Annotated in this window: 18 protein-coding genes; 6 read left to right on the top strand and 12 right to left on the bottom strand. The window is 39.1% G+C overall.

The window, feature by feature from the left end; translation table 11 throughout:
- Positions 1-3 precede the first annotated feature (3 nt).
- A complete protein-coding gene (locus KK060_RS09480; protein ID WP_254153477.1) occupies positions 4-807 on the top strand; it encodes an ion transporter in 804 nt (267 codons plus the stop codon).
- Positions 808-1,252: 445 nt separating this feature from the next.
- Here KK060_RS09480 and KK060_RS09475 read toward each other — a convergent pair whose 3' ends face one another.
- Both KK060_RS09475 and KK060_RS09470 read right to left on the bottom strand, forming a co-directional pair.
- Positions 1,253-1,663, bottom strand: coding sequence for a molybdenum cofactor biosynthesis protein MoaE (locus KK060_RS09475; RefSeq protein WP_254153476.1), 411 nt, complete (start codon positions 1,661-1,663; stop codon positions 1,253-1,255).
- 338 nt (positions 1,664-2,001) lie between these two features.
- Entirely contained in the window at positions 2,002-2,244 is a 243-nt protein-coding gene (locus tag KK060_RS09470; RefSeq protein WP_254153475.1) for a MoaD/ThiS family protein, read from the bottom strand.
- Positions 2,245-2,306: 62 nt separating this feature from the next.
- Between KK060_RS09470 and moaA the strand changes: the two genes are divergently transcribed.
- From moaA to KK060_RS09455, 3 genes are all read left to right on the top strand, one after another.
- The gene (gene moaA / locus KK060_RS09465) at positions 2,307-3,302 is read left to right on the top strand and encodes a GTP 3',8-cyclase MoaA (RefSeq protein WP_254153474.1); all 996 of its coding nucleotides are present in this window, start codon (positions 2,307-2,309) and stop codon (positions 3,300-3,302) included.
- Between the two features lie 52 nt (positions 3,303-3,354).
- On the top strand, positions 3,355-4,095 hold the full coding sequence (locus KK060_RS09460; protein ID WP_254153473.1) for a sulfite exporter TauE/SafE family protein: 741 nt from the start codon (positions 3,355-3,357) through the stop codon (positions 4,093-4,095).
- Between the two features lie 90 nt (positions 4,096-4,185).
- On the top strand, positions 4,186-6,660 hold the full coding sequence (locus tag KK060_RS09455; RefSeq protein WP_254153472.1) for a YfhO family protein: 2,475 nt from the start codon (positions 4,186-4,188) through the stop codon (positions 6,658-6,660).
- Positions 6,661-6,803: 143 nt separating this feature from the next.
- Here the strand turns inward: KK060_RS09455 and KK060_RS09450 are convergent, their stop codons facing one another.
- Entirely contained in the window at positions 6,804-7,430 is a 627-nt protein-coding gene (locus tag KK060_RS09450) for a hypothetical protein (RefSeq protein WP_254153471.1), read from the bottom strand.
- 85 nt (positions 7,431-7,515) lie between these two features.
- On the opposite strand from KK060_RS09450, the gene KK060_RS09445 reads away from it, so the two are divergent.
- Complete coding sequence (locus KK060_RS09445; protein ID WP_254153470.1) at positions 7,516-8,346, top strand: ThuA domain-containing protein; 831 nt, start codon at positions 7,516-7,518, stop codon at positions 8,344-8,346.
- A 46-nt stretch (positions 8,347-8,392) separates the two neighbouring features.
- Here the strand turns inward: KK060_RS09445 and fucP are convergent, their stop codons facing one another.
- The 9 genes from fucP to tsaD all read right to left on the bottom strand — a co-directional run bounded on the left by fucP (position 8,393) and on the right by tsaD (position 16,068).
- A complete protein-coding gene (gene fucP / locus KK060_RS09440) occupies positions 8,393-9,718 on the bottom strand; it encodes an L-fucose:H+ symporter permease (protein WP_254153469.1) in 1,326 nt (441 codons plus the stop codon).
- 34 nt (positions 9,719-9,752) lie between these two features.
- Entirely contained in the window at positions 9,753-10,526 is a 774-nt protein-coding gene (locus KK060_RS09435; RefSeq protein ID WP_254153468.1) for an L-fucose dehydrogenase, read from the bottom strand.
- A gap of 2 nt (positions 10,527-10,528) precedes the next feature.
- On the bottom strand, positions 10,529-11,353 hold the full coding sequence (locus tag KK060_RS09430; RefSeq protein WP_254153467.1) for an amidohydrolase family protein: 825 nt from the start codon (positions 11,351-11,353) through the stop codon (positions 10,529-10,531).
- Position 11,354: 1 nt separating this feature from the next.
- Positions 11,355-12,209 carry a fumarylacetoacetate hydrolase family protein gene (locus tag KK060_RS09425; RefSeq protein ID WP_254153466.1) on the bottom strand — a complete coding sequence of 285 codons (855 nt, stop codon included), beginning with the start codon at positions 12,207-12,209 and terminating at the stop codon, positions 11,355-11,357.
- A gap of 36 nt (positions 12,210-12,245) precedes the next feature.
- On the bottom strand, positions 12,246-13,022 hold the full coding sequence (locus tag KK060_RS09420; RefSeq protein ID WP_254153465.1) for an SDR family NAD(P)-dependent oxidoreductase: 777 nt from the start codon (positions 13,020-13,022) through the stop codon (positions 12,246-12,248).
- A gap of 9 nt (positions 13,023-13,031) precedes the next feature.
- Entirely contained in the window at positions 13,032-13,538 is a 507-nt protein-coding gene (locus KK060_RS09415) for an HNH endonuclease (RefSeq protein WP_254153464.1), read from the bottom strand.
- A 158-nt stretch (positions 13,539-13,696) separates the two neighbouring features.
- A complete protein-coding gene (locus KK060_RS09410) occupies positions 13,697-14,488 on the bottom strand; it encodes a C40 family peptidase (RefSeq protein WP_254153463.1) in 792 nt (263 codons plus the stop codon).
- 34 nt (positions 14,489-14,522) lie between these two features.
- On the bottom strand, positions 14,523-14,987 hold the full coding sequence (smpB, locus tag KK060_RS09405) for an SsrA-binding protein SmpB (protein ID WP_254153462.1): 465 nt from the start codon (positions 14,985-14,987) through the stop codon (positions 14,523-14,525).
- A 61-nt stretch (positions 14,988-15,048) separates the two neighbouring features.
- Positions 15,049-16,068: a tRNA (adenosine(37)-N6)-threonylcarbamoyltransferase complex transferase subunit TsaD gene (gene tsaD, locus KK060_RS09400; RefSeq protein ID WP_254153461.1), complete on the bottom strand. Its 1,020-nt coding sequence runs from the start codon at positions 16,066-16,068 to the stop codon at positions 15,049-15,051.
- A 9-nt stretch (positions 16,069-16,077) separates the two neighbouring features.
- Between tsaD and KK060_RS09395 the strand changes: the two genes are divergently transcribed.
- On the top strand, positions 16,078-20,676 hold the full coding sequence (locus KK060_RS09395) for a translocation/assembly module TamB domain-containing protein (protein WP_254153460.1): 4,599 nt from the start codon (positions 16,078-16,080) through the stop codon (positions 20,674-20,676).
- The last annotated feature ends 2 nt before the right edge of the window (positions 20,677-20,678 follow it).

The following is a 20,678-nucleotide window of genomic DNA, read 5'->3' as shown; positions in this document are numbered from 1 at the left end:
AGAATGGCCCCACTAAGAAAAAGGGTTTACAATTTATTGGAACCCTCTGTCTCTAATTCAAGAGCATCACGCGTTATCGAACTTCTCCTTATCACTCTCATTTTCCTGAACATCTTAGCTATTGTACTGGAGTCTGTTAAGGACGTCAATGCAGAATATCACCATGTATTTAAATTACTGGAGAACGTTTCCGTATTGATTTTCACGATCGAATATATTTTAAGAATCTGGACGAGCGCGGAAAACCCCAAGTACAGATTCAAAAAAAGATATTACATCTTTTCAGGAATGGCAGTAATTGATTTCCTGTCTATTCTTCCCTTTTATCTTGAACTTGTTGTCGGATTTGTTCCTATCGATCTCCTTTTCCTGAGAATAATCAGGTTATTCAGATTGTTCAGAGTATTAAAGATTGCACGCTATCTTAAAGCATTGAATATTATGCAGGCCGTGCTTCGCGAAAGAAAAGAACAAATCTTTGTAAGCATTATGTTCATCTTGTTTTTATTACTGGTAGTATCAACATTGATGTTCTATGCTGAAAATGAAGCACAGCCAACAAAGTTTTCAAGTATACCTGCAACCATGTGGTGGGGAATTGAAACCTTAACCACCGTAGGCTACGGCGATCTTGTCCCTATTACAACTTATGGCAAAATATTAGGAGGCATGATATCCATTCTGGGAATAGGCCTGTTCGCCTTACCCGCCGGGATTTTCTCTTCCGGATTAACAGAACATCTATATAAAAGCAATAAAAAGAAATTTAAACATTGCCCACATTGTGGTGAAGAACTGGATATGTAACATCCTTTCGCACATGAGGAATTTATAACAAATGTGAATTTTGCTTACTTAACATTCTTCTGTCTCAAACTCCATTCCCCTCCAGAAAATTGTTCTACCTAGGAGAATAAGGAAATGAACTTGCTTTACAATTATTTCTTCAAAAAGTAAATTTTACCGTTCAATAACAGAAGTAATGTTAGTGCATACATTTGCGAAAAAAATTGCAGAAATTATTTATTAAAGATTCGACTCTACCGATGCTTCTTTAATTATCTTCGCACCGCTTAACCTGAAAACGTAATATGAAATCTATTGCAAGAAGTTTCATTCCTGAAATTTTTGCCAATCCCATTAACCGTAATCTTATCTTTATTTTTGTTACAACATTAATAGCTGCGATTTTTCTGGTAACAGCAACTATTATATTGTTCAGCTAATATTTAGTGTTCGTATGTAAAGCAGTTTAGGGCGTGGCAGATATCCATTCTTCCCCACCTTCAAATACTTCTTTTTTCCATATCGGAACCTGTTGTTTAAGGGTATCAATAATGAATTGACATGCCGTAAAAGAATCAGCACGATGCGGAGTAGATACTGCAACCACAACGGCTACTTCACCTGGCGTTAATACCCCTACCCTGTGCGATATAGCACATCCTAATAATGACCATCGCAGTATGGCTTCATCTACTATCTTTTTGATTTCCGAGATTGCCATAGCCTCGTATGCCTCATATTCAAGACGCAGCACATTTCTTCCTTTTGTATGATTGCGAACCGTGCCAATAAATACATTAACCGCTCCAGCTTCATGCCTCGAGGCCGCCTTCACGATTTCCTCAATATTGATATTATGTTCCGTGATTTGAATCATGCTAAACTTACAATACAATTTAAACGCAAAGTTAAGCTCACTTTCCCATAAAGGTGTTTTGGGTTTGATCTGGCAGAAGTTAACTTTAGGCCCGTCTACAATAAAACAGCCCTTTTTACCGATTATTTACTCTCCTCCGGCTCTTCTCAAATACTTCGATTACCATCCATTCGCGATCCATCAATCTTCCTTCTGGGATCAGTACTGATTCTGTGATAATTCACTGAAAAATCAGTAATCATTCATCAAAAATGCCTTTTTGAGAAGGTTGATAGAAGGATGACAGAAGGATGACACAAGGATGAACGATGGATGATGGGTGCTATACGGTACCCGCACTATCCCCCGCTTACCGGCGGTATCATAGCTATTTCATCTGTTTCTTTTATAGCAGTTTGCTCATCTGCGTAAGCATTGTTAACAGCGATAAACAACGATTTAAGTGTAGTAAGCCCCGGATACTTCCCTTGTAAGCTCAGCCTTAGCTCAGAAACGGTGTTTCCCTCCACCTCAACAACGGTTTCCCGCCCACCAACAATATCCTTTGTTATCCCGAAAGCCTTAATTTTGTATCTTCCCATGGGTTCTAAAATAGGATTCCTATATTTAACGAACAACAAGCAAACAACGGAGCAGCATTCAGGTGGAAACGTTATATGATAATCATGGTCGACCAATAAATTACCTTCGGTTGGCGGTAACCGATAGGTGCAACCTGCGTTGTTTTTATTGCATGCCTGAACAAGGCATTACATATCTTCCTAAAAAAGAGCTACTTACTTTTGAAGAGATCATACGGCTTATCAGCCTGACGGCTTCGATGGGTATTTCGAAAATCAGATTAACAGGCGGCGAGCCCTTTGTAAGAAATGATTTGATGAAACTGATCAGGAATATTGTTGAGATACCCGGAGTAAAGGAATGGCATATAACAACCAATGGAATTCTTACTGCTCCCCACATAAAGGAATTGAAAAAACTAGGTGTTGCTTCTGTTAATCTTAGTCTCGATACTTTAGACAGAGAGCGGTTTAAACAAATTACACGGCGCGATGAGTTTTCATCCTGTCTCGCAACACTGCAAGCCTTATTAGACAATGATATTGCGGTGAAGATTAATGCGGTAGTGATGGAAGGAAAGAACATTGAAGATCTTATTGCTATGACAGAGATGACACGCAATAAGAATGTGTCTGTTCGCTTTATTGAAGAGATGCCGTTTAACGGTGCAGGTTCTCACTATAAAAGCTTTACCTGGTCTTACCGAAAAATATACGAATACCTGAAGCTAAATTATCCTGACCTGGAAAAGATCCATGACCATGCAAACTCTACGTCTTACAATTACAAAATTCCTGGTTATAGTGGGAGTATTGGAATAATTGCTGCCTTTAGCCGCACTTTTTGCGGTTCATGTAATCGCATTCGGCTTACTGCCCAGGGAATACTTAAAACATGCCTGTATGATGACGGCGTTTTAGACATTAGAACACTACTGCGCTCAGGCGCCAATGATGATGAAATTAAAAATCAGTTGATGAAAGCCTTTAGTCAGAGACCTGCTAATGGATTTATTGCTGAGGAAAGAAGAAAAAATCATACTCCTGTACATGAATCGATGTCAACCATTGGAGGATAACTTACTCTCGTTCAATTCAGCAGTTCTTCTACGCTCAACACGGTGTCATTGAATGGATAGCATACAAATTCTGTTGATCGTTAGTTTTTTTGCAATAGCACTTATTTATGCATCTGTTGGCTTTGGTGGTGGATCTAGCTACCTTGCTCTGCTTGCAGTAACAGGTGTACAATTTGATGTAATACGTCCTACTGCCTTACTGTGCAATATCGTAGTTGTAACCGGAGGGACCTACATTTTTTACAAAGAAGGAAAACTTGATCTTAAAAAATGCTGGCCTTTTATTGCGATAAGTATACCGCTATCATTTATTGGTGGAATATGGAAACTAGAGCAAGACACTTTCTTTCTACTATTGGGGCTTTGTCTCATCTTAGCTTCTATATTATTGTGGATTCAACCTGGTAAAGTTGAAAATGTAAAGTCAGGCAACATCGTATTTAATTCATCCATCGGGGGAGCCATCGGCCTCTTATCAGGACTTGTTGGTATAGGTGGGGGCATCTTTCTATCTCCTATTTTGCATCTGCTAAAATGGGATGATGCCAAAAGAATATCTGCCCTCGCCAGTTTGTTTATACTTGTAAATTCGGTAAGTGGTTTAGCCGGACAAATAACCAAAATTCAAGATATGCGATGGCCATTCATATTACCACTTGCTGTAGCTGTTTTAGCTGGCGGGCAGTTAGGATCAAGACTTGGGATACACAAGTTCAACCAGGTACATATAAAGCGTGTAACTTCCATCCTCATACTGATTGCCGGAATAAACATACTGAAAGACCATCTTTAGTATATTCTGCTCAGGAATTAGCGTGAAGATATTTTTAAGTGATACAATAATCACTAATCCTTCCTATTTTGCGGTTCGTTAATATAGCTCATGAAGAAAATAAGATTTGCTGAACATGTTCTGCCTCATATAGTTGCCATTGCTGTATTTCTACTGGTAACTGTATTCTTTTTCAACCCTGTCTTCTTTGATAACCGTACCCTTGAACAACACGATATACAAATGTTTCAGGGAGCCGCTAAATCCATTCAGGATTACAGACAACAAACAGGTGAAGAAGCATTATGGACCAACTCAATGTTTGGCGGTATGCCTGCTTATATGGTTAGTGTTATTTGGGGCAACCAAACAATTACTTTCCTTAAGAAAATTATTTCGGTTGGTATGCCTCATCCCATCAATAACATTTTTATAGCTTTCTTATGCTACTACATCATGCTTCTTGCCTTTAAGGTAAGGCCCTATCTTGCTATTGCTGGAGCTATCGCTTTCGGACTTTCTTCTTATGTTATAATAGGACTAAGCGCAGGTCATAATGCGCGTATTGGGGCAATAGCACTTATGCCACTGGTAGTTGCAGGTATACACCTAGTGTTTTCTGGTAAACGACTTCTTGGTTTAGGAGTAACCGCTGCCGGGCTTGCATTGCAATTGCGCGAAAACCATATTCAGATTACCTATTACCTGGTTATAGTTGTTTTTGTATATGGTCTTATACGATTCATAGAAGCAGTGCGTGAAAAGAACCTCAGTTATTTTTTCAAGACTATTGGTGTACTGTTAGTAGCCTTACTACTTGCAGCAGGCTCTTACTTTGGTCAATTCTGGTCAATTAGTGAATATGCTAAATACAGTATCAGGGGGAAATCAGACCTTGCTGGTTCAACACCACAACAGCAAACTGCTGACGCTTTGGGAATGAGTAAATCTTATGCTTTCGAATTTAGCAATGGCATTCTTGAACCACTCACTTTATTAATTCCCAATATATTTGGCGGTAGCAGCGGTATTTCGTTTTTACAAGATGAAAAAAGTGCAACTTATAGAGCACTTGTAAACTCTGGTGACCAACAACTCGCCAACCAACTCGTTAATTTTACTACTGGATATTGGGGAGAACAACGCCTGTCAGCACCTTATTATGCCGGGGCGATCATCGTATTTCTGTTTGCTGTAGGTATTGCGTTTGCCGAGAAGAAATATGTGTGGTGGCTGGGAGCCCTCGCCGTATTAAGTATCGTACTGAGCTGGGGTAGCAACTTTGCTGCTTTTAATTACCTGCTGTTTGACTATCTGCCGGGCTATAATAAGTTCAGGTCTGTAACCTTTACGCTAGTGATTATTCTTTTTGCAATGCCACTACTGGGTTTATTGGGATTAGAAAAACTATGGCAGCGAGGTATCGATAAAGAATCAAAGCGAAAACTTCTTATTGCCTTTGCTTCAACGGGAGGAATTTGTCTCTTCTTCCTGATTTTTGGCGGTATGCTTTCTTTTACGAGAGAACAGGAAGCACAACTGCCAGCATGGTTCGCTAATGCACTTGCTGAAGACCGTCTTTCATTACTTCGTTCTGATGCTTTCAGATCACTTGCGTTTATCACCATTGTGTTTGTTATTCTTTATTTTGATCTGGGAAAGAAAATATCAACGGCAGGACTTTACGCATTCCTGATCCTTATCATAACCATTGATCTGGCTATTGTTGACAAAAGATACTTCTCTAACGATCAATTTAAACGCAAAAGAGAAAGTGCAAACTTTTTTGCTATGACACCTGCCGATCAGGAAATTCTGAAAGACAAGTCCTATTACAGGGTTTATCAGCTCAACCCGCGTAACCCTTTCGATGCATTTAATGAAGCGAAAACTTCTTACCACCATAACTCCATTGGTGGCTATCATGGAGCCAAGTTGAGACGCTACCAGGAATATCTGGACTCGTGCTTTTACAAGGAAATCCAGAAATTCTTTGCACAGGCACAGCAACAGAATTACAACTTCGACAATCTACATGGTTTTAATATGCTGAATGTAAAGTACCTCCCTTATGGAACAGAACGAGAAGCCGTTCTGGTTAACCATTCAGCAAATGGCAATGCATGGTTTGTAAACGATGTTGTTAAAGTAAATTCGGCTGCGGAAGAATTAAAACAAACTTGTGACATCAATACAAAAACAACCGCTGTTATTGATGTTTCCAGATTTAAGCTTGAGAATGTAGCTACAGATAGTACGGGTATTATTAAACTTACAGCGTATAAACCGAACTACCTTAAGTACGAAAGCAACTCATCCACCGGAGGGTTGGCTGTATTCTCTGAAATATATTATCCCAAAGGATGGATTGCAACGGTTGATGGAAAGGAGACAAACATCTACGGCGCCAACTACATTCTAAGAGCAATTCAGATTCCAGCAGGTGAACACGCAATAGAATTTAAGTTTCAACCGGATGTATATACAGTTGGGAATAAAGTAACGATGGCATCATCATGGCTTGTATTACTTGTATTATTGGGTAGTATTGGATGGAGTTTGAAAGAAGAGAAAGATAAAGACTAATAAATGAAGAAGTATACCTTCACGGTATATTATAAGTAAAAATGAAGGGTACTATGTGGTACCCTTCATTTTTGCAAAGTCATTTTGCAAAGTTCTATGTTGAAGAATTGAAATAATCGATAAGCAATACAAATCAAGTACAACTAGTAATCCTTAGGCACATAAGTACATCTGTTGTTAACGTAATCATCAACAATTCTTAAAAGTTTTCTTTTAATTTCATCTTTGCTGGCAAGTGGTCCGTAATGATAATTCTTGTCTTTATACTCGGTAATCGCTGTTGATATCCCTTCACAACGCGTTTTTAAGAAGTCCGCTACATCTTTTAGGTCAGCGTCAACAAGTTGCTTTTCATCAGAAGCGTAGAAGTAATACCGCGTTACAATTTTAATTCCGTTCTCATCTTTCTCCTTGCCTCGTTTGTCAATGGAGTTAGCATTTGACACCAGCATAAACTTTGGATTTTTTGAAGAAACTGTTTCATAAAAGGCATAACGACCTTTTTTACCAGAAGCAATTGAAAGGAATTCTCCGCCTCCATTTTGAAGGCCAAATCCTGTTACTTCCGCAGCGGAGTATGAAACAACCTGGCTTCCCTCTGGTTGAATAAAGACAGTACTTGAATTATAGGAAACTTTTCCACTAACTGTCTTGCCATCGGTCAAGTAAACAGTTCCGGGTAAAGTAGTACCTTGCGTAGATAGATAATCCTGTGCTGACAGTTGGAATAGCACATTGCTTAATAGTAAAGCAAGAAAAAGGGTCTTCATAGTGGAATAAATTTATAAGTTAGTAACTAAATCAGGCGTGTATTAGTTGAATCATAAAAAAGTAACCAAGTCTCGTTTCCTTTGAATGCGCACTATAATTTACATATTTTTTATTGCTTCCTTTTCAGTAACACATTCGCAATCAGTAAAGAAGAATTTTCGCGTAATAGCATTTTATACTGCAAAGCATGATTTAGCACATATTAGCTTTGTTAACGAAGCACACCAATGGTTCTCTTTGCAATCCATTGAGCATAATTTTGAATATGACTCTACTAAAGATTGGAATAATCTCAATGAGCAAGCTTTAAAGAATTATGATGTTGTACTCTTTCTTGACACTCGGCCTGAAGAAGAATCACAACGAACAGCGTTTAGAAAATACATGGAAAGTGGTGGGGCGTGGATGGGGTTTCACTTTGCTGCCTTTGCCCTAAATAACTCAACGTATCCCCAGAACTGGGATTGGTATCACAATACTTTTCTAGGATCAGGCGAGTATAAGGGTAACACATGGAGGCCAACATCCGCTATTTTACGAGTAGAAAAAAAGAACCATCCGTTTGTCAAGAATCTTTGGCCTTCTTTTAAATCCGGTCCAAATGAATGGTACAGCTGGACAAATGATCTGCAAAGCAACCCCGATATCGAAATTCTTCTTTCAATAGACCCACAAAGCTTTCCTCTTGGCACAGGCCCTAAACAGCATGAAATCTGGCACAACGGTTATTATCCGGTAGCCTGGAGAAGCAAAAGATACCGTATGATCTATATCAACATGGGGCATAATGATATGGATTATGAAAACGGAACAAACAAACAATTGTCATCATCATTCTCCAGCACGGAACAGAACCAGTTCATCATTCAGTGTTTACAATGGCTTGCAAAGAAGCGTGGCAACTCCAAAAGATAAACTATGGCACATACTCGCACTTAATGTAGATTGATCTCAGATCTTACTACGCTATCTTTCTTATTCTGTAACCCGACAAGCCAAAGAAAAAGATAACGAGAAATGAAATAAGTGGAACTATCAGAGCATTTTCAAGACCGGCGAGCGATAAGATGCCCGTTATAGGAGGAAGAACTGCGCCTCCCGCAATTGCCATAATAACCAACCCTGACCCTAGCTTTACCTGTTCTCCAAGATCTTTTATTGACAACGCAAATATGGTTGGAAACATAATAGACATAAAAAAATAAGTAAGACTAATAGCAAAAACTGCTGAGATGCCAGATGCCATGATAGCATAACAAATAAGAATAACACAAGCAGCAGCGTATGCAGCAAGTAGTTTATTAGCTGTAAATTTTGTGAGCAGATAGGAACCTACAAACCTGCCAATCATAAAAAGCGCGAACGCAAATGACGCATGGAAGCTAGCAATTTGAGTTGGTGTCATGGCTGCGGATATCCTGTAAATAGCTTCTACTATGCCAAGGTGTGTATCGTATGCATAGTGCAATTTTAAGTCAACATAGTAGCCCCAAAGTGAAGCCTGCGCACCAACGTAAAAGAATTGAGCAAGCACACCAAATATTAAATGTCGATGCTTTAGAATTCCTTTAAAAGATGCATGCTTTTCCCCTTCACTTGATATTTCAGGCATTCTTGTGATGGTAAAAAGTAATGCTACAATCAAAACAACTCCACTAATTAACAAATAGGGAGTTTGAACAGATTGCGCTTCAGCTATTCTAATTGCTTCAGCTTCTCCTACAGGCATTGCATTAAGCATTTCGTTAGTGTATTCTTTATCAGAAAAAATAAAGAGGCTTCCGATAACCGGACCAAGGATAATGCTAAGACCATTGAATGACTGCGCAAAATTTATTCTGCTCTCAGCACTTGAGGGGCTGCCAAGAACAGTGACATAAGGATTTGCAGCAGTTTCTAAAAAAGCGAGTCCGCAAGCAATCACAAACAACGCAAATAGAAAGAGTCCATACACCCGGATCTCGGCTGCAGGATAAAAAAGGAAAGCACCAACAGCATATAAAAGTAATCCTATTAAAATTGCTTTCTTATATCCTATTCGATTCATAAGAAATGCAGCAGGCAGCGACATAACAAAGTAACCTATATAAAATGCCGAGTCAACAACTCCTGCCTGTGCCCTGTTTAAGTTTAACGCTGTTTGAAAGTGTTTTATTAAAGTTCCGTTTAAACTATTTACAATACCCCATAGAAAAAAGAGGCTGGTTACAAGCATAAACGGAATAGTATACATTTTTCTCCCCGCTGATTCAGGCATAGAAGGCGTACCGGAATTTACAATCGGCATGAATATGGTTTTGGGTTAAGTAGTTCAAATCGTATCATGTCAGTGCCCTGTCAAGATGAACGTATCCACCATCAACATAGACAAGCTGACCTGTTGTGTGGCTCGATCGTTCAGAAAGAAGAAATGCTACCATGTTTGCTATTTCTTCTTTGGTGGTCATTCTATTACCTAACGGAATTTTCTTATTAATTCGTGTTAAGGCATCATCGGGATCAGGCAGCGTTTGTATCCAACGCTCATATAAAGGAGTATAACACTCAGCAACTATCACTGCGTTTACCCGGATACCATATTTAAGTAATTCTACTGCCCATTCACGGGTGAGGGCATTACGCCCTCCGTTAGAAGCTGCATAAGCCGAAGTGTTACCCTGTCCTGTTTCAGCTGTTTTTGAACCAATGTTTACAATAGCACCTTTCGATTTTATTAGTGAAGGCAGCGTATGTTGTGCCATCAAATAATAATGTACAAGGTTCTTATGCAGGGATGATATAAAACTTTCATAACTACCGTTTTCAAGACCTACACCATCATTAACTCCTGCATTATTTACAAGTCCATCAATCCGTGAAAATTCTTTAAGAACAAGATCAACGGCCTTCCTGCATTCTTCAGGCTGAGTGAGTTCAGCAACTACCTGAAAACCTCTACCATTTATTTTAGACAGTGTTGTTTTATTGTCCGCTTCATTTCTTCCAATGATTACAGGAATAGCTTCCTCCTGAGAAAGTACTTCTGTGATACCTTCACCGATACCTTTTGCTCCTCCGGTAACGATAATTACTTTGTCTTTTAAACCGAGATCCATACTTAAAGATTATAAAATCTTTCGGCATTTTTCCCTAAAATGTTAAGCTTTTCACGCTCAGAAAATGCATGTATGTAATCGAGAACAATATTCAACTGCTCTTCATAGGATGCAGCGAGCAGGCAAACAGGCCAGTCAGAGCCATATATAACGCGCTCGGTACCGAAGATCTCAAACAGATCATCAAGGTAGGGAGTAAAATCTTCAATTCTCCAATTGTTCCATAAAGCCTCTGTAACCATACCGGAAAGTTTACAATAAACATTCTCATAGGCAGACAACGCTCTAAGATCGGCTTTCCATGGTGATCTTTCACCATTTCGTATAGATGGTTTAGCTAGGTGATCAATTACAATCTTTACTTCACGGACACTCTTAACAAAATGAAAAGCTTCTTTTAATTGATAATGATACACCAGGAGATCATAGGTAAAATTATACTTACCCAGTAATTGAACACCCCCTACAAAACTAGGGTCAGAAAGAAAACCTTCTTGTTCTGCCTGTACGATGTGGCGAAACCCTTTTAGCTTCTTGTACTGAGAAAATGAAAGTAAGCGTTGTTCTAATGCAGAATTCTTTAGATCAACCCAACCAACAACGCCTTTAATAAAATCAAACCCTTTTGCACATGACAATAAAAAGAGCGTTTCTTCTTCGGTCTGCCCTGCTTGTACAGCTACCGATCCACTTATATTATTCCTCTTAAGAATGACTTCTAAGTCTTGAGGACGAAAGTCTTTTTGGATCACCTTCATCTCATCGGTAATCCACAAATCTCTTTGCGGATCGTAATCCCAGAAATGCTGATGTCCGTCAATGATCATTTCATTCCTGATAACCTTTTGCTACCTGTCTTTGCGTTCCAAGTTTTTCAATACCAAGCTCAACTACATCCCCTGGCTTAAGATAGATTGGTGGATTAAAACCCATGCCTACACCTGCTGGTGTGCCCGTAGAGATTACATCACCAGGAAGCAGCGTCATAAACTGGCTGATATAGCTCAGAAGCTTCGGTACTCCAAAAATCATATCATCGGTGTTGTTATCCTGCATCATTTTACCATTCACCTTCGACCACATGTGAAGTTTATCATAGTCAGGTAATTCATCTATAGTTACAAGATATGGACCCATTGGAGCAAAGGTATCCGCGCTTTTTCCTTTTACCCATTGACCATTTCGCTCTAATTGAAATGCTCTCTCACTGTAGTCATTGTGAAGGCAGAAACCCGCGATGTAGCTAAGGGCATCGTTTTCTTCTACATAAGAAGCTTTCTTTCCAATTACGAAGGCTAATTCTACCTCCCAATCTGTCTTAACGCTTCCCCGCGGAATGATCAGATCATCGTTTGGCCCTGTAAGTGCTGTGGTTGACTTGAAAAAGATAATTGGTTCTGTCGGCAATGGCATCTTTGATTCAAGCGCATGTTTTGTATAATTCAATCCCACGCAAATTATCTTGGAAGGTCGGGTAAACGGAGCGCCAAACCTCGTATTCTTATCAACAACTTTAAGATTGCTTTTATTTTGTTCTACCCATTGACGGAATTTATTCAATCCGTCATCGTCAAAAAATTGTTCACCGAAGTCTTTACCATACGACGAGACGTCCAAAATCTGGTCGTTTTCTAAAATACCAGGTTTTTCTTTTCCTGGATCACCAAAACGAAGCAACCTCATTATTTAAACTTTTAATTTGAAGCGGTGAGTATAGAACTAAATTTTTATCTTTAAAAACCCTCCATCAATTGGATAATCTGTTCCTGTAATAAATGATGCTTCATCTGAACACAGGTACAATGCAAGAGAAGCTACTTCTTCCGGGGTGCCCATGCGACCAATGGGTTGTGTTTTAGAAAGCTTATCAAACATTTCCTGTTCCTGCCCAGGATAATTCGCTTTTATAAAACCGTCAACAAAAGAGGTATGCACCCTAGCAGGAGAAATACAATTACATCTTATCCCATCGCTAACATAATCGCGCGCTACAGAATAAGTCATTGACAACACAGCGCCTTTACTCATAGAGTAAGCAAATCGGTCAGGAATGCCAACAGAAGAAGCGATAGAGGACATGTTTAAAATAACTCCATTTTTTTGTTTTTGCATATGCTCTATCACAGAATACATTGTATTGTAAACGCCCTTAACGTTTACACTATAGATTCTGTCGAAGTCTTTTTCTGCAGTGGTATGAAGTTTACCCACATGGGCAATACCAGCACAATTGACAAGTATATCAATACGTTCTGATGTTTCTAATATTTTCCGAACTATTGTCTGAAGCTGTTGCTGGTCTGCTACATTACTTTCATAACTGAAACCTTTTCCTTGATTATCTTTAACAACTTCTAAAGTTGCGTCCGCGGCTGATTTATTAAGATCAAGAAGATGCACTACGGCACCTTGTTTAGCAAAAAGTTCGGCAATTGATTTTCCGATACCACTTCCTGCGCCCGTAATAATTGCTATTTTAGAATTGAGAGAAAACATGAAGTATACTTAGTGATGATTATCACCCAAATATACATCCCATTCTCCCGCTTGTCCATTTAAATGATCTTTAAGAAAAATTGAATAAGAGGGTTTATACGGCTTCCGGCTTAAAGTCATATTTGCTTCCTCAGGCGTATAATCGCCTTTTTTTGCATTACATCTTTTGCAAGCAGTAACTAGGTTTATCCAGGTATCCTTACCTCCCCTGGCCCTTGGAATAACATGGTCTATTGTAAGGTCTTTCTTGGTACCACAGTACTGACACTCATTGTTGTCGCGCTTAAATATGTTTTGCCTGGTAAGATTAACGCCCTTATAAGGGGCGTTGACATATCGGTTTAACCTGATTACGGATGGCATAGGAAAGCTCTGCGTCACGGAGTGAATTTTATGTCCGTTAGATGAACGCACCAATTCACTCTTCTTGAGGTAAACAAGAATAAATGCTCGTTCCACTGAACAAACCATTAGCGGACTATAATCCTGATTAAGTACCAATACCCTACTATTCATATACGTTAATTACTCCAAATCAGTGCAAGCTGGAATCGCTGCGAGGAGACGAAATAAATCCGATCAGAAGTCTGCCTCAGACATACATTTCCTGATGTTAATATAAAACCAAACTTTTAACAAAAAAAGCCGGAAATGTGTTTCGATTTATAAAATTTCTATGAAGCGAGTATTCGCCGGATGTGTGAAAGCTGATGTGATACTGCCTTCGTTTCGGAATTTACGATACCCTCTGTTGTTAATTGATCAATACGTACACGCCCTGATGCATGAATGATTCTATGGTCATTCAGAATTATACCGGTGTGCACTATCTTATTTTCATTATTCCTGAAGAATGTAACATCACCTGGCTCAGCTTCTTCAAAAGCCTTAACAGACTTTCCCTGGTTTGCCTGTTGCGAAGCATCTCGCAACAGTTTATATCCGCAGATTTTGAATACCATCTGAACAAATCCGGAGCAGTCAATTCCAAATGGACTTTTTCCTCCCCAGAGGTAAGGGGCATTAATATACTTAGTGGCAATGGATCTTAAAAAATCAAATTCTCTCTTCTGTCCCAGGCTTTTTGAATCACCATTGAAAGCGAATTGCTCCTCCATCTTAAATAGCTCAGCGCCTGTAATAGGAATTATACTTCCTATCAAAATAGGTAGTGGTGTTTTGTTATATAGCAAGCTAGACGAGAGATCAAGAGAAATTTTAAATTCAGCTCTGCTAATATATTCAAAGTGTTCACGTGAAATAGAATGGTGTTGCCGTGCATCAATCCAACCTTCATACTGGTCGAAATTAATTCTTATCCTAAGCCATTTTCTGTCTTTAGTCTGTTCGAGCACCTCGTAATCATCTCCAAACAATAGCTGCGTTACCTGTTCGGATTGATCTGCTGTTTCTTTTCTCACAGGAATGACACTTAAACGGCTTACGCCGTAATCAATTATCTGCATAGCTGAAGAATTTTATGAGGACCACTGAAAGTGACTATAATTTTATTCGGTTCAGTTCACGTTTGGCTTCACGCTCTTTTATGCTTTGACGTTTATCATGCGTCTTCTTTCCCCTTGCAAGCGCAATCTCCATCTTCGCAAATCCTCGATCATTTACAAATAGTCTAACAGGTACCAGTGTTAGTCCTTTTTCTTCTATTTTGCTCTGAAGCTTTTTCAGCTCAACCCTCTTTAATAGAAGTTTTCTTTCCCGGGTTGCCTCATGATTATAATGTGTGCCCTGAGCATAAGGAGTAATATTTACATTTTTAATAAAAAGTTCTCCAGCTGCACTGAAGTAACAATAGCCATCCTGCAGATTTACCTTTCCTTCTCTGATGGACTTTATTTCGGTGCCAGTTAAAACAATTCCTGAGACATATTTATCGAGTAGTTCGTACTCGAAAGAAGCCTGCCTGTTACGTATGTTAATATCGTTGGAGAAACGTTGCTTACTCATTTACTGAAAGAAATCTAAATATTTTAATTATTCAAAATTGAAAGTCCGACTTTAAGCAGCCTTATAAAGGCATTCTTGCAAGAGGTACGGTATCAAGAGGACAAAACTCTCCCTTTAAATATTTGAAATGCGCCACCATTGCAATCATTGCAGCATTATCTGTGCAATATTGAAACTCAGGGATATACACATTCCATCCTTTTTTATTTCCAAGGATTTGTAAGCCATCCCGTAAACCGGAGTTTGCAGAAACACCACCTGCTATTGCAACCTCCTTTATCTTAAAACGCTCACTTGCCTGTATTACTCTTGTTAAAAGCATATTGACAAGATGTTTTTGAAGGCTTGCACAAATATCATGAAGATTATCAGCAATAAAATCCGGGTTTTTCTTCACTTCATTTCGCAGAAAGTACAGAAAGTTTGTCTTTATACCGCTAAACGAAAAATCGAGGTTGGGCATCACAGTTTCTGAAAATCTGAATTTATCAGGGTTCCCTAATTTCGCGTATTTATCAATCAATGGACCTCCGGGATAAGGAAGGTTCATAATTTTAGCAGCCTTATCAAAGGCCTCGCCTACTGCATCATCCTGCGTTTGCCCCACTATCTCCATATCAAGATAATCTCGTACCAATACTATCTGCGTATGCCCGCCGCTTACTGTAAGACAAAGAAACGGGAAAGATGGTTTCCGTTTTTCTTTTCCGTTCTCAGAAATAAAATGAGCCAGCACATGTGCTTGCATATGATTTACCTCTATTAGCGGCAAGTCAAGAGCAAGGGCCATACCCTTGGCAAAAGCTACACCGACAAGTAATGACCCGATTAAACCTGGACCGCGCGTGAACGCAATTGCATCTAATTGGGTTTTAGAAACTCCAGCCAACTGAATTGCTTCTTCAATAACAGAAACAATGTTTTGCTGATGGGCGCGAGATGCCAATTCTGGTACCACTCCACCGTATTTTTGATGAACCGCCTGTGAGGCAATAATATTATTGAGTACCTTGCCGTTGCTGATAACGGAAGCAGAAGTTTCATCGCAGGAAGATTCAATAGCAAGGATGATGGGCTGCATGTCGACAAAATGAACGCGCAAGTTATTAAAAATAGACTTCGAAAAGCATTAATCTATACCTTCTCAGGAATTGTCTTCCTGATAATAACCCTTTTTCTAGTACTTCAGATCCCTTCAATCCAGGAAAAGCTTGTTCAACGGTATCTGGGAGACTTTTCTAACGTTACTGGTTTTACGTCTACTATTGAGGGATTTCAACTGCTTTGGTTTGACCGCCTTGAACTCGAAAATGTTAAAATCTTTGATCCGGAGCAGAATAAAATGATTTCTGCCAAGAAGATCCTGATTAATTTTAAACTATCGCATCTCTTCGAGGAGAATGATGTTAACATTGATGGAGTTTCAGTAGAAGAAGCCGAGGTATACATTACCAACATACAGGAGTCGGATACAAGCAGAAATCTTAATATCAATGTTTTCGTCGACCGGATCAATGAAAAGTATAGCGGCGCGGGAGACGGTGGCGGCAAAAATCCGCGGATAAATATTGGCGAGGCGATTCTCTCAAATAGCCAGTTCTCTTACATTGACCAGGATAAGCCGGAAATTAAAAACGGGTTCAACTATAACCAGTTTAGTGTTGATATCAACGAGGCTCAGTTACAGAACTTCCTTATCCTCGGAGACACCACTCAATTTAATGTTAATACGCTTCTTGCAAAGGATAAGAAGACCAATTTTAGCATTAGTCATCTCTCTACCTTTTTCAGGTTATGCCAAAAGTCAATGGAGTTTTCAGGACTTAACCTGCAGGCCGGACAAAGTACCATTTCTGACACTATCATCTTTACATTTGATAACCAGCGAGCGCTAAATGATTTTATTCCGGAAGTTGACATTCATGGGAGTTTGATAAATACGATTATTCAACCTTCTGATTTGGCTCTGTTTGCACCTGAGGCTGCTAGACTTACTGCACCTATTTCTTTGACAGGAATTTTTAACGGCCGCATAAATGATTTCAAGTTTACCAATATGGAAATTGGAACCGGGCGCACCTCCATACGAGGGTCGCTTGACATGGAAGGTCTTCCTGACATTACTGAAACGTTTATCATACTTAGGCTAAAGGATTCAAAATTGGATTTCAATGATCTATCCTTCCTTTTTAACGATGAAGTAATGGAGCAGCTTGTCCCCGTGGGAAGAGTGACACTTCAAGGTGAATTTCTTGGTTATCCGACCGACTTTGTTGCCAAAGGAGAGTTTAATGGAAATCTGGGGCGTTTGACTTCCGACATAAACTTTAAAGTTAATGAACAGGACTTTGATAAATCTTCATATAGTGGCAAGATCTCTTTATATGATTTTAACCTGGGGAAATACCTTAAAGACACGGCCAACTTCCAGTATGTGAATTTAACAGGCAATGTGGCAGGCTCTGGCTTAACACTGTCTACGGCAGACTTTAAGCTAAACGGAAGAGTAAGTTCAATTGGGTTAAGGAAATACAATTACAAAAATATAACTACCAACGCCAGGTTTGCGTCTCAGCTCTTTAACGGCTACTTTAAAATCAATGATCCTAACCTTCAATTTACGGCACGCGGCTCACTGGATTTAAGGAAGGATCACAATACCATAAAAATGCAGGCGCAGTTGGATACTGCTTACCTTGATCGCTTAAAGCTTATCGATAAACCGATTTTCTTGCATTCTAAAATTGATATAGATGTAAAAGGCCTCAACATTGATAGCATTGTAGGCAGAGCCGATCTTCAGGACTTCAAGATATCTTACAACAACAAATGGCTAGAACTCGAAAAGATACACGTTAACTCCCAAACAAACGAAAATAGAAGAAGTCTGGAGTTCGAGACTAATCTTGTTGGCGCACAGGTGAATGGCGACTTTCTGATGTCAGATATCACCAGAGACATCAGCACATTGGTGGACGAGATTTTAATGAATATTGAGAATGACAAAGAAGTTTTGTCTTCCTACTACAGAAGTAAAACGTATCGGCCTAAAACATATCAGACTAACTTTAGAGTAAATGTTCATGATGCGGATCCTATTATCAAACTTTTTGATACTGATCTCCAGATTTCAAAACACACAACTGTAGACGGAAAATTTACAAGCGGTTATACATCTATACTTCAGGCATTTGCTAAACCTGACTCTCTAACCGTGAACAACACACTATTCTTAGGTACCGATATAGAACTTACTGCTTCTAAAATTGCTGACAGCACCAACGTACTGGCCATGGCCTTTGTTAATTCTGAAAAGCAAATATTCACATCGAAATTCAGGACTAAGAACCTTGTAGCTGAAGCAATATGGAATAAAAATCATATTGAATTTGGATTGGATGGCGATCAAGATGGAGAAGCAAATTATCTAAGGCTTAAAGGAGCAGTAGATTTTGATAAAGACACTACCTATCTTAAAATTCTACCGTCAAAATTGAAAGTGCTTGATAAGGTCTGGGAATTTGACCCGCAGAATATTATTGCCATTCAGCGGAAAGATTACCGGGTAAAACAATTGACATTACGAAATGAAAATCAATTTATTTCTGTCAATGGAAGCGTATCACCTGACACTAAAAAAAAGCTGTCCCTTCAAGTAGAAGATTTTGATCTTTCATCTCTTAATCCGGTTATTGGCAGGGAGCTTACCGGAACGCTAAACGCGTTTTTTGATGTTTCGAATATTTACCACGATCCTTTTATTCAAAATAATCTTACCATTGATAGCCTTACCGTAGACAAGTTTCTTGTCGGAGACATCAGTGGCAAGAATGAGTGGGACACCTTACAGAGAAATTTTATTCTTAACTTTTTTATTGACAGAAATAACACACGCATTATAGATGTTGATGGTTTGTATACTCCGGCAGATAAAGAAAGTCCGCTTGATGTAACTGCAAAACTTAAAGATGCTAACCTAAAGATACTAGAACCCTTCCTTGAGGAAATCTTCAGCAATATAGGGGGAACAGCAACTGGTGATTTCAAAATTACCGGCGTACTTGCTGCTCCTGCTATTCAAGGTGAAGGAAGAATTAACAACGGGCAGATTACACTCAACTACTTAAAAACCAATTATCAGTTTACAGGTATTGTAGGCCTTACTCCCAAATCAATTTACTTCAAGAACATTCAACTAACCGATCTCTTTAACAACAAAGGAAGGTTAAGCGGCACTATAACGCACAACAATTTTTACAGCATGCATATTAATATTGATGCTTCTTTTGAAAATTTCCAGGTGCTTAATACTACTGCAAAAGATAATACCTTGTTTTATGGTCAAGGCTATGCGACAGGCGATCTTAATCTTTTTGGCCCTATTGCTCATCTTAAAATAACAGCCAACGCCCGTACAGATAGAAACACAAGAATATTTATACCTATTGGGGGAGAAAGTGAAGTTGAAAAGAAAGAGTTTATCAAGTTTGTAAGCCTTACTGACTCTACTTTCCAAAACGCACTAGAAACAGAAATCAATAATAAAATCGATCTTACTGGTATTACCATGGACTTTAACCTGGACGTAACACCAGATGCTTATTGCGAAATTATTCTTGACTTAAAAGCCGGAGATATTATCCGGGGCAGAGGCAACGGCGAGTTACAACTTCAATTTGATACTAAGGGTGAGTTCTCAATGTTCGGGCCGTTTGAATTTACAGAGGGAGGGTATAACTTCACGCTATACGACATAGTTAACAAGGAATTTGAAATTAAGCGAGGAAGCAGAATTAACTGGTATGGTGATCCATATGAAGGCATATTAAACATCTCTGCTACTTATAATCAATTAGCGTCCTTTGCCCCTATTCTTATTGAACAGGAACTAAGCACGGAACCACAATTGAGACGAAAATATCCGGTAATGGTACTCCTTCAGCTAGAAGGAGCAATGCTCTCTCCCAATATTAAATTTGATATTGTAGCTGGGAATTTACCTACCAGTATACCTGTAAGCGGAGGTAGGCCCCCGGTAAGGCTTGATTTTGAATTTAACGCTTTCAAGAACAGAATTGATGAACAGGAATTGACTCGTCAGGTTTTTAGTTTAATTGTTCTCAGAAGATTTTCCGCCCCTGAGTCGTTTAATACGAGTGGATCGGATGTAACAAGTAGTGTGAGTGAATTTCTTTCAAATCAGCTGAGTAGCTGGGCCAGTCAAGTGGATGAAAACCTCGAAATAGATATTGACTTAAGTTCCTTTGATCAAGAGGCGTTTAACACTTTTCAATTAAGGCTTTCATATACCTTTATGAACGGGAGGTTGCGCATTACACGCGACGGAACTTTCTATAGTAACCAAAGCGAACAGACTACACCCGCCAACCCTACTTATGTTCCGCAAAATAATGCGGCAACATTAGCAGGCGATTGGACTGTTGATTATCTCCTTACTCCCGATGGTAAGTTAAAAGTTAAAGCGTATAACAGAGCTAATCTTAATCCTATATACACCACGTTGGGTTCACAAAACTCTGTTACCACTGGTGTCAGTTTACTTCATACACAAACCTTTAATAGGTTGCGCGACCTTTGGAAAACCTCAAGGAAAAGGCGAGAAGAAGAGAGTGATGTTGATGATGTTAACCAGGAAGCAATTAAGGAAGAAGATGACGGTACTGAATAAAA

The organism is Chryseosolibacter indicum (assembly GCF_018598585.1).
In the GTDB taxonomy this organism is placed as follows: domain Bacteria; phylum Bacteroidota; class Bacteroidia; order Cytophagales; family Cyclobacteriaceae; genus Chryseosolibacter; species Chryseosolibacter indicus.
This window is presented reverse-complemented; position numbering and strand designations above follow the sequence as displayed.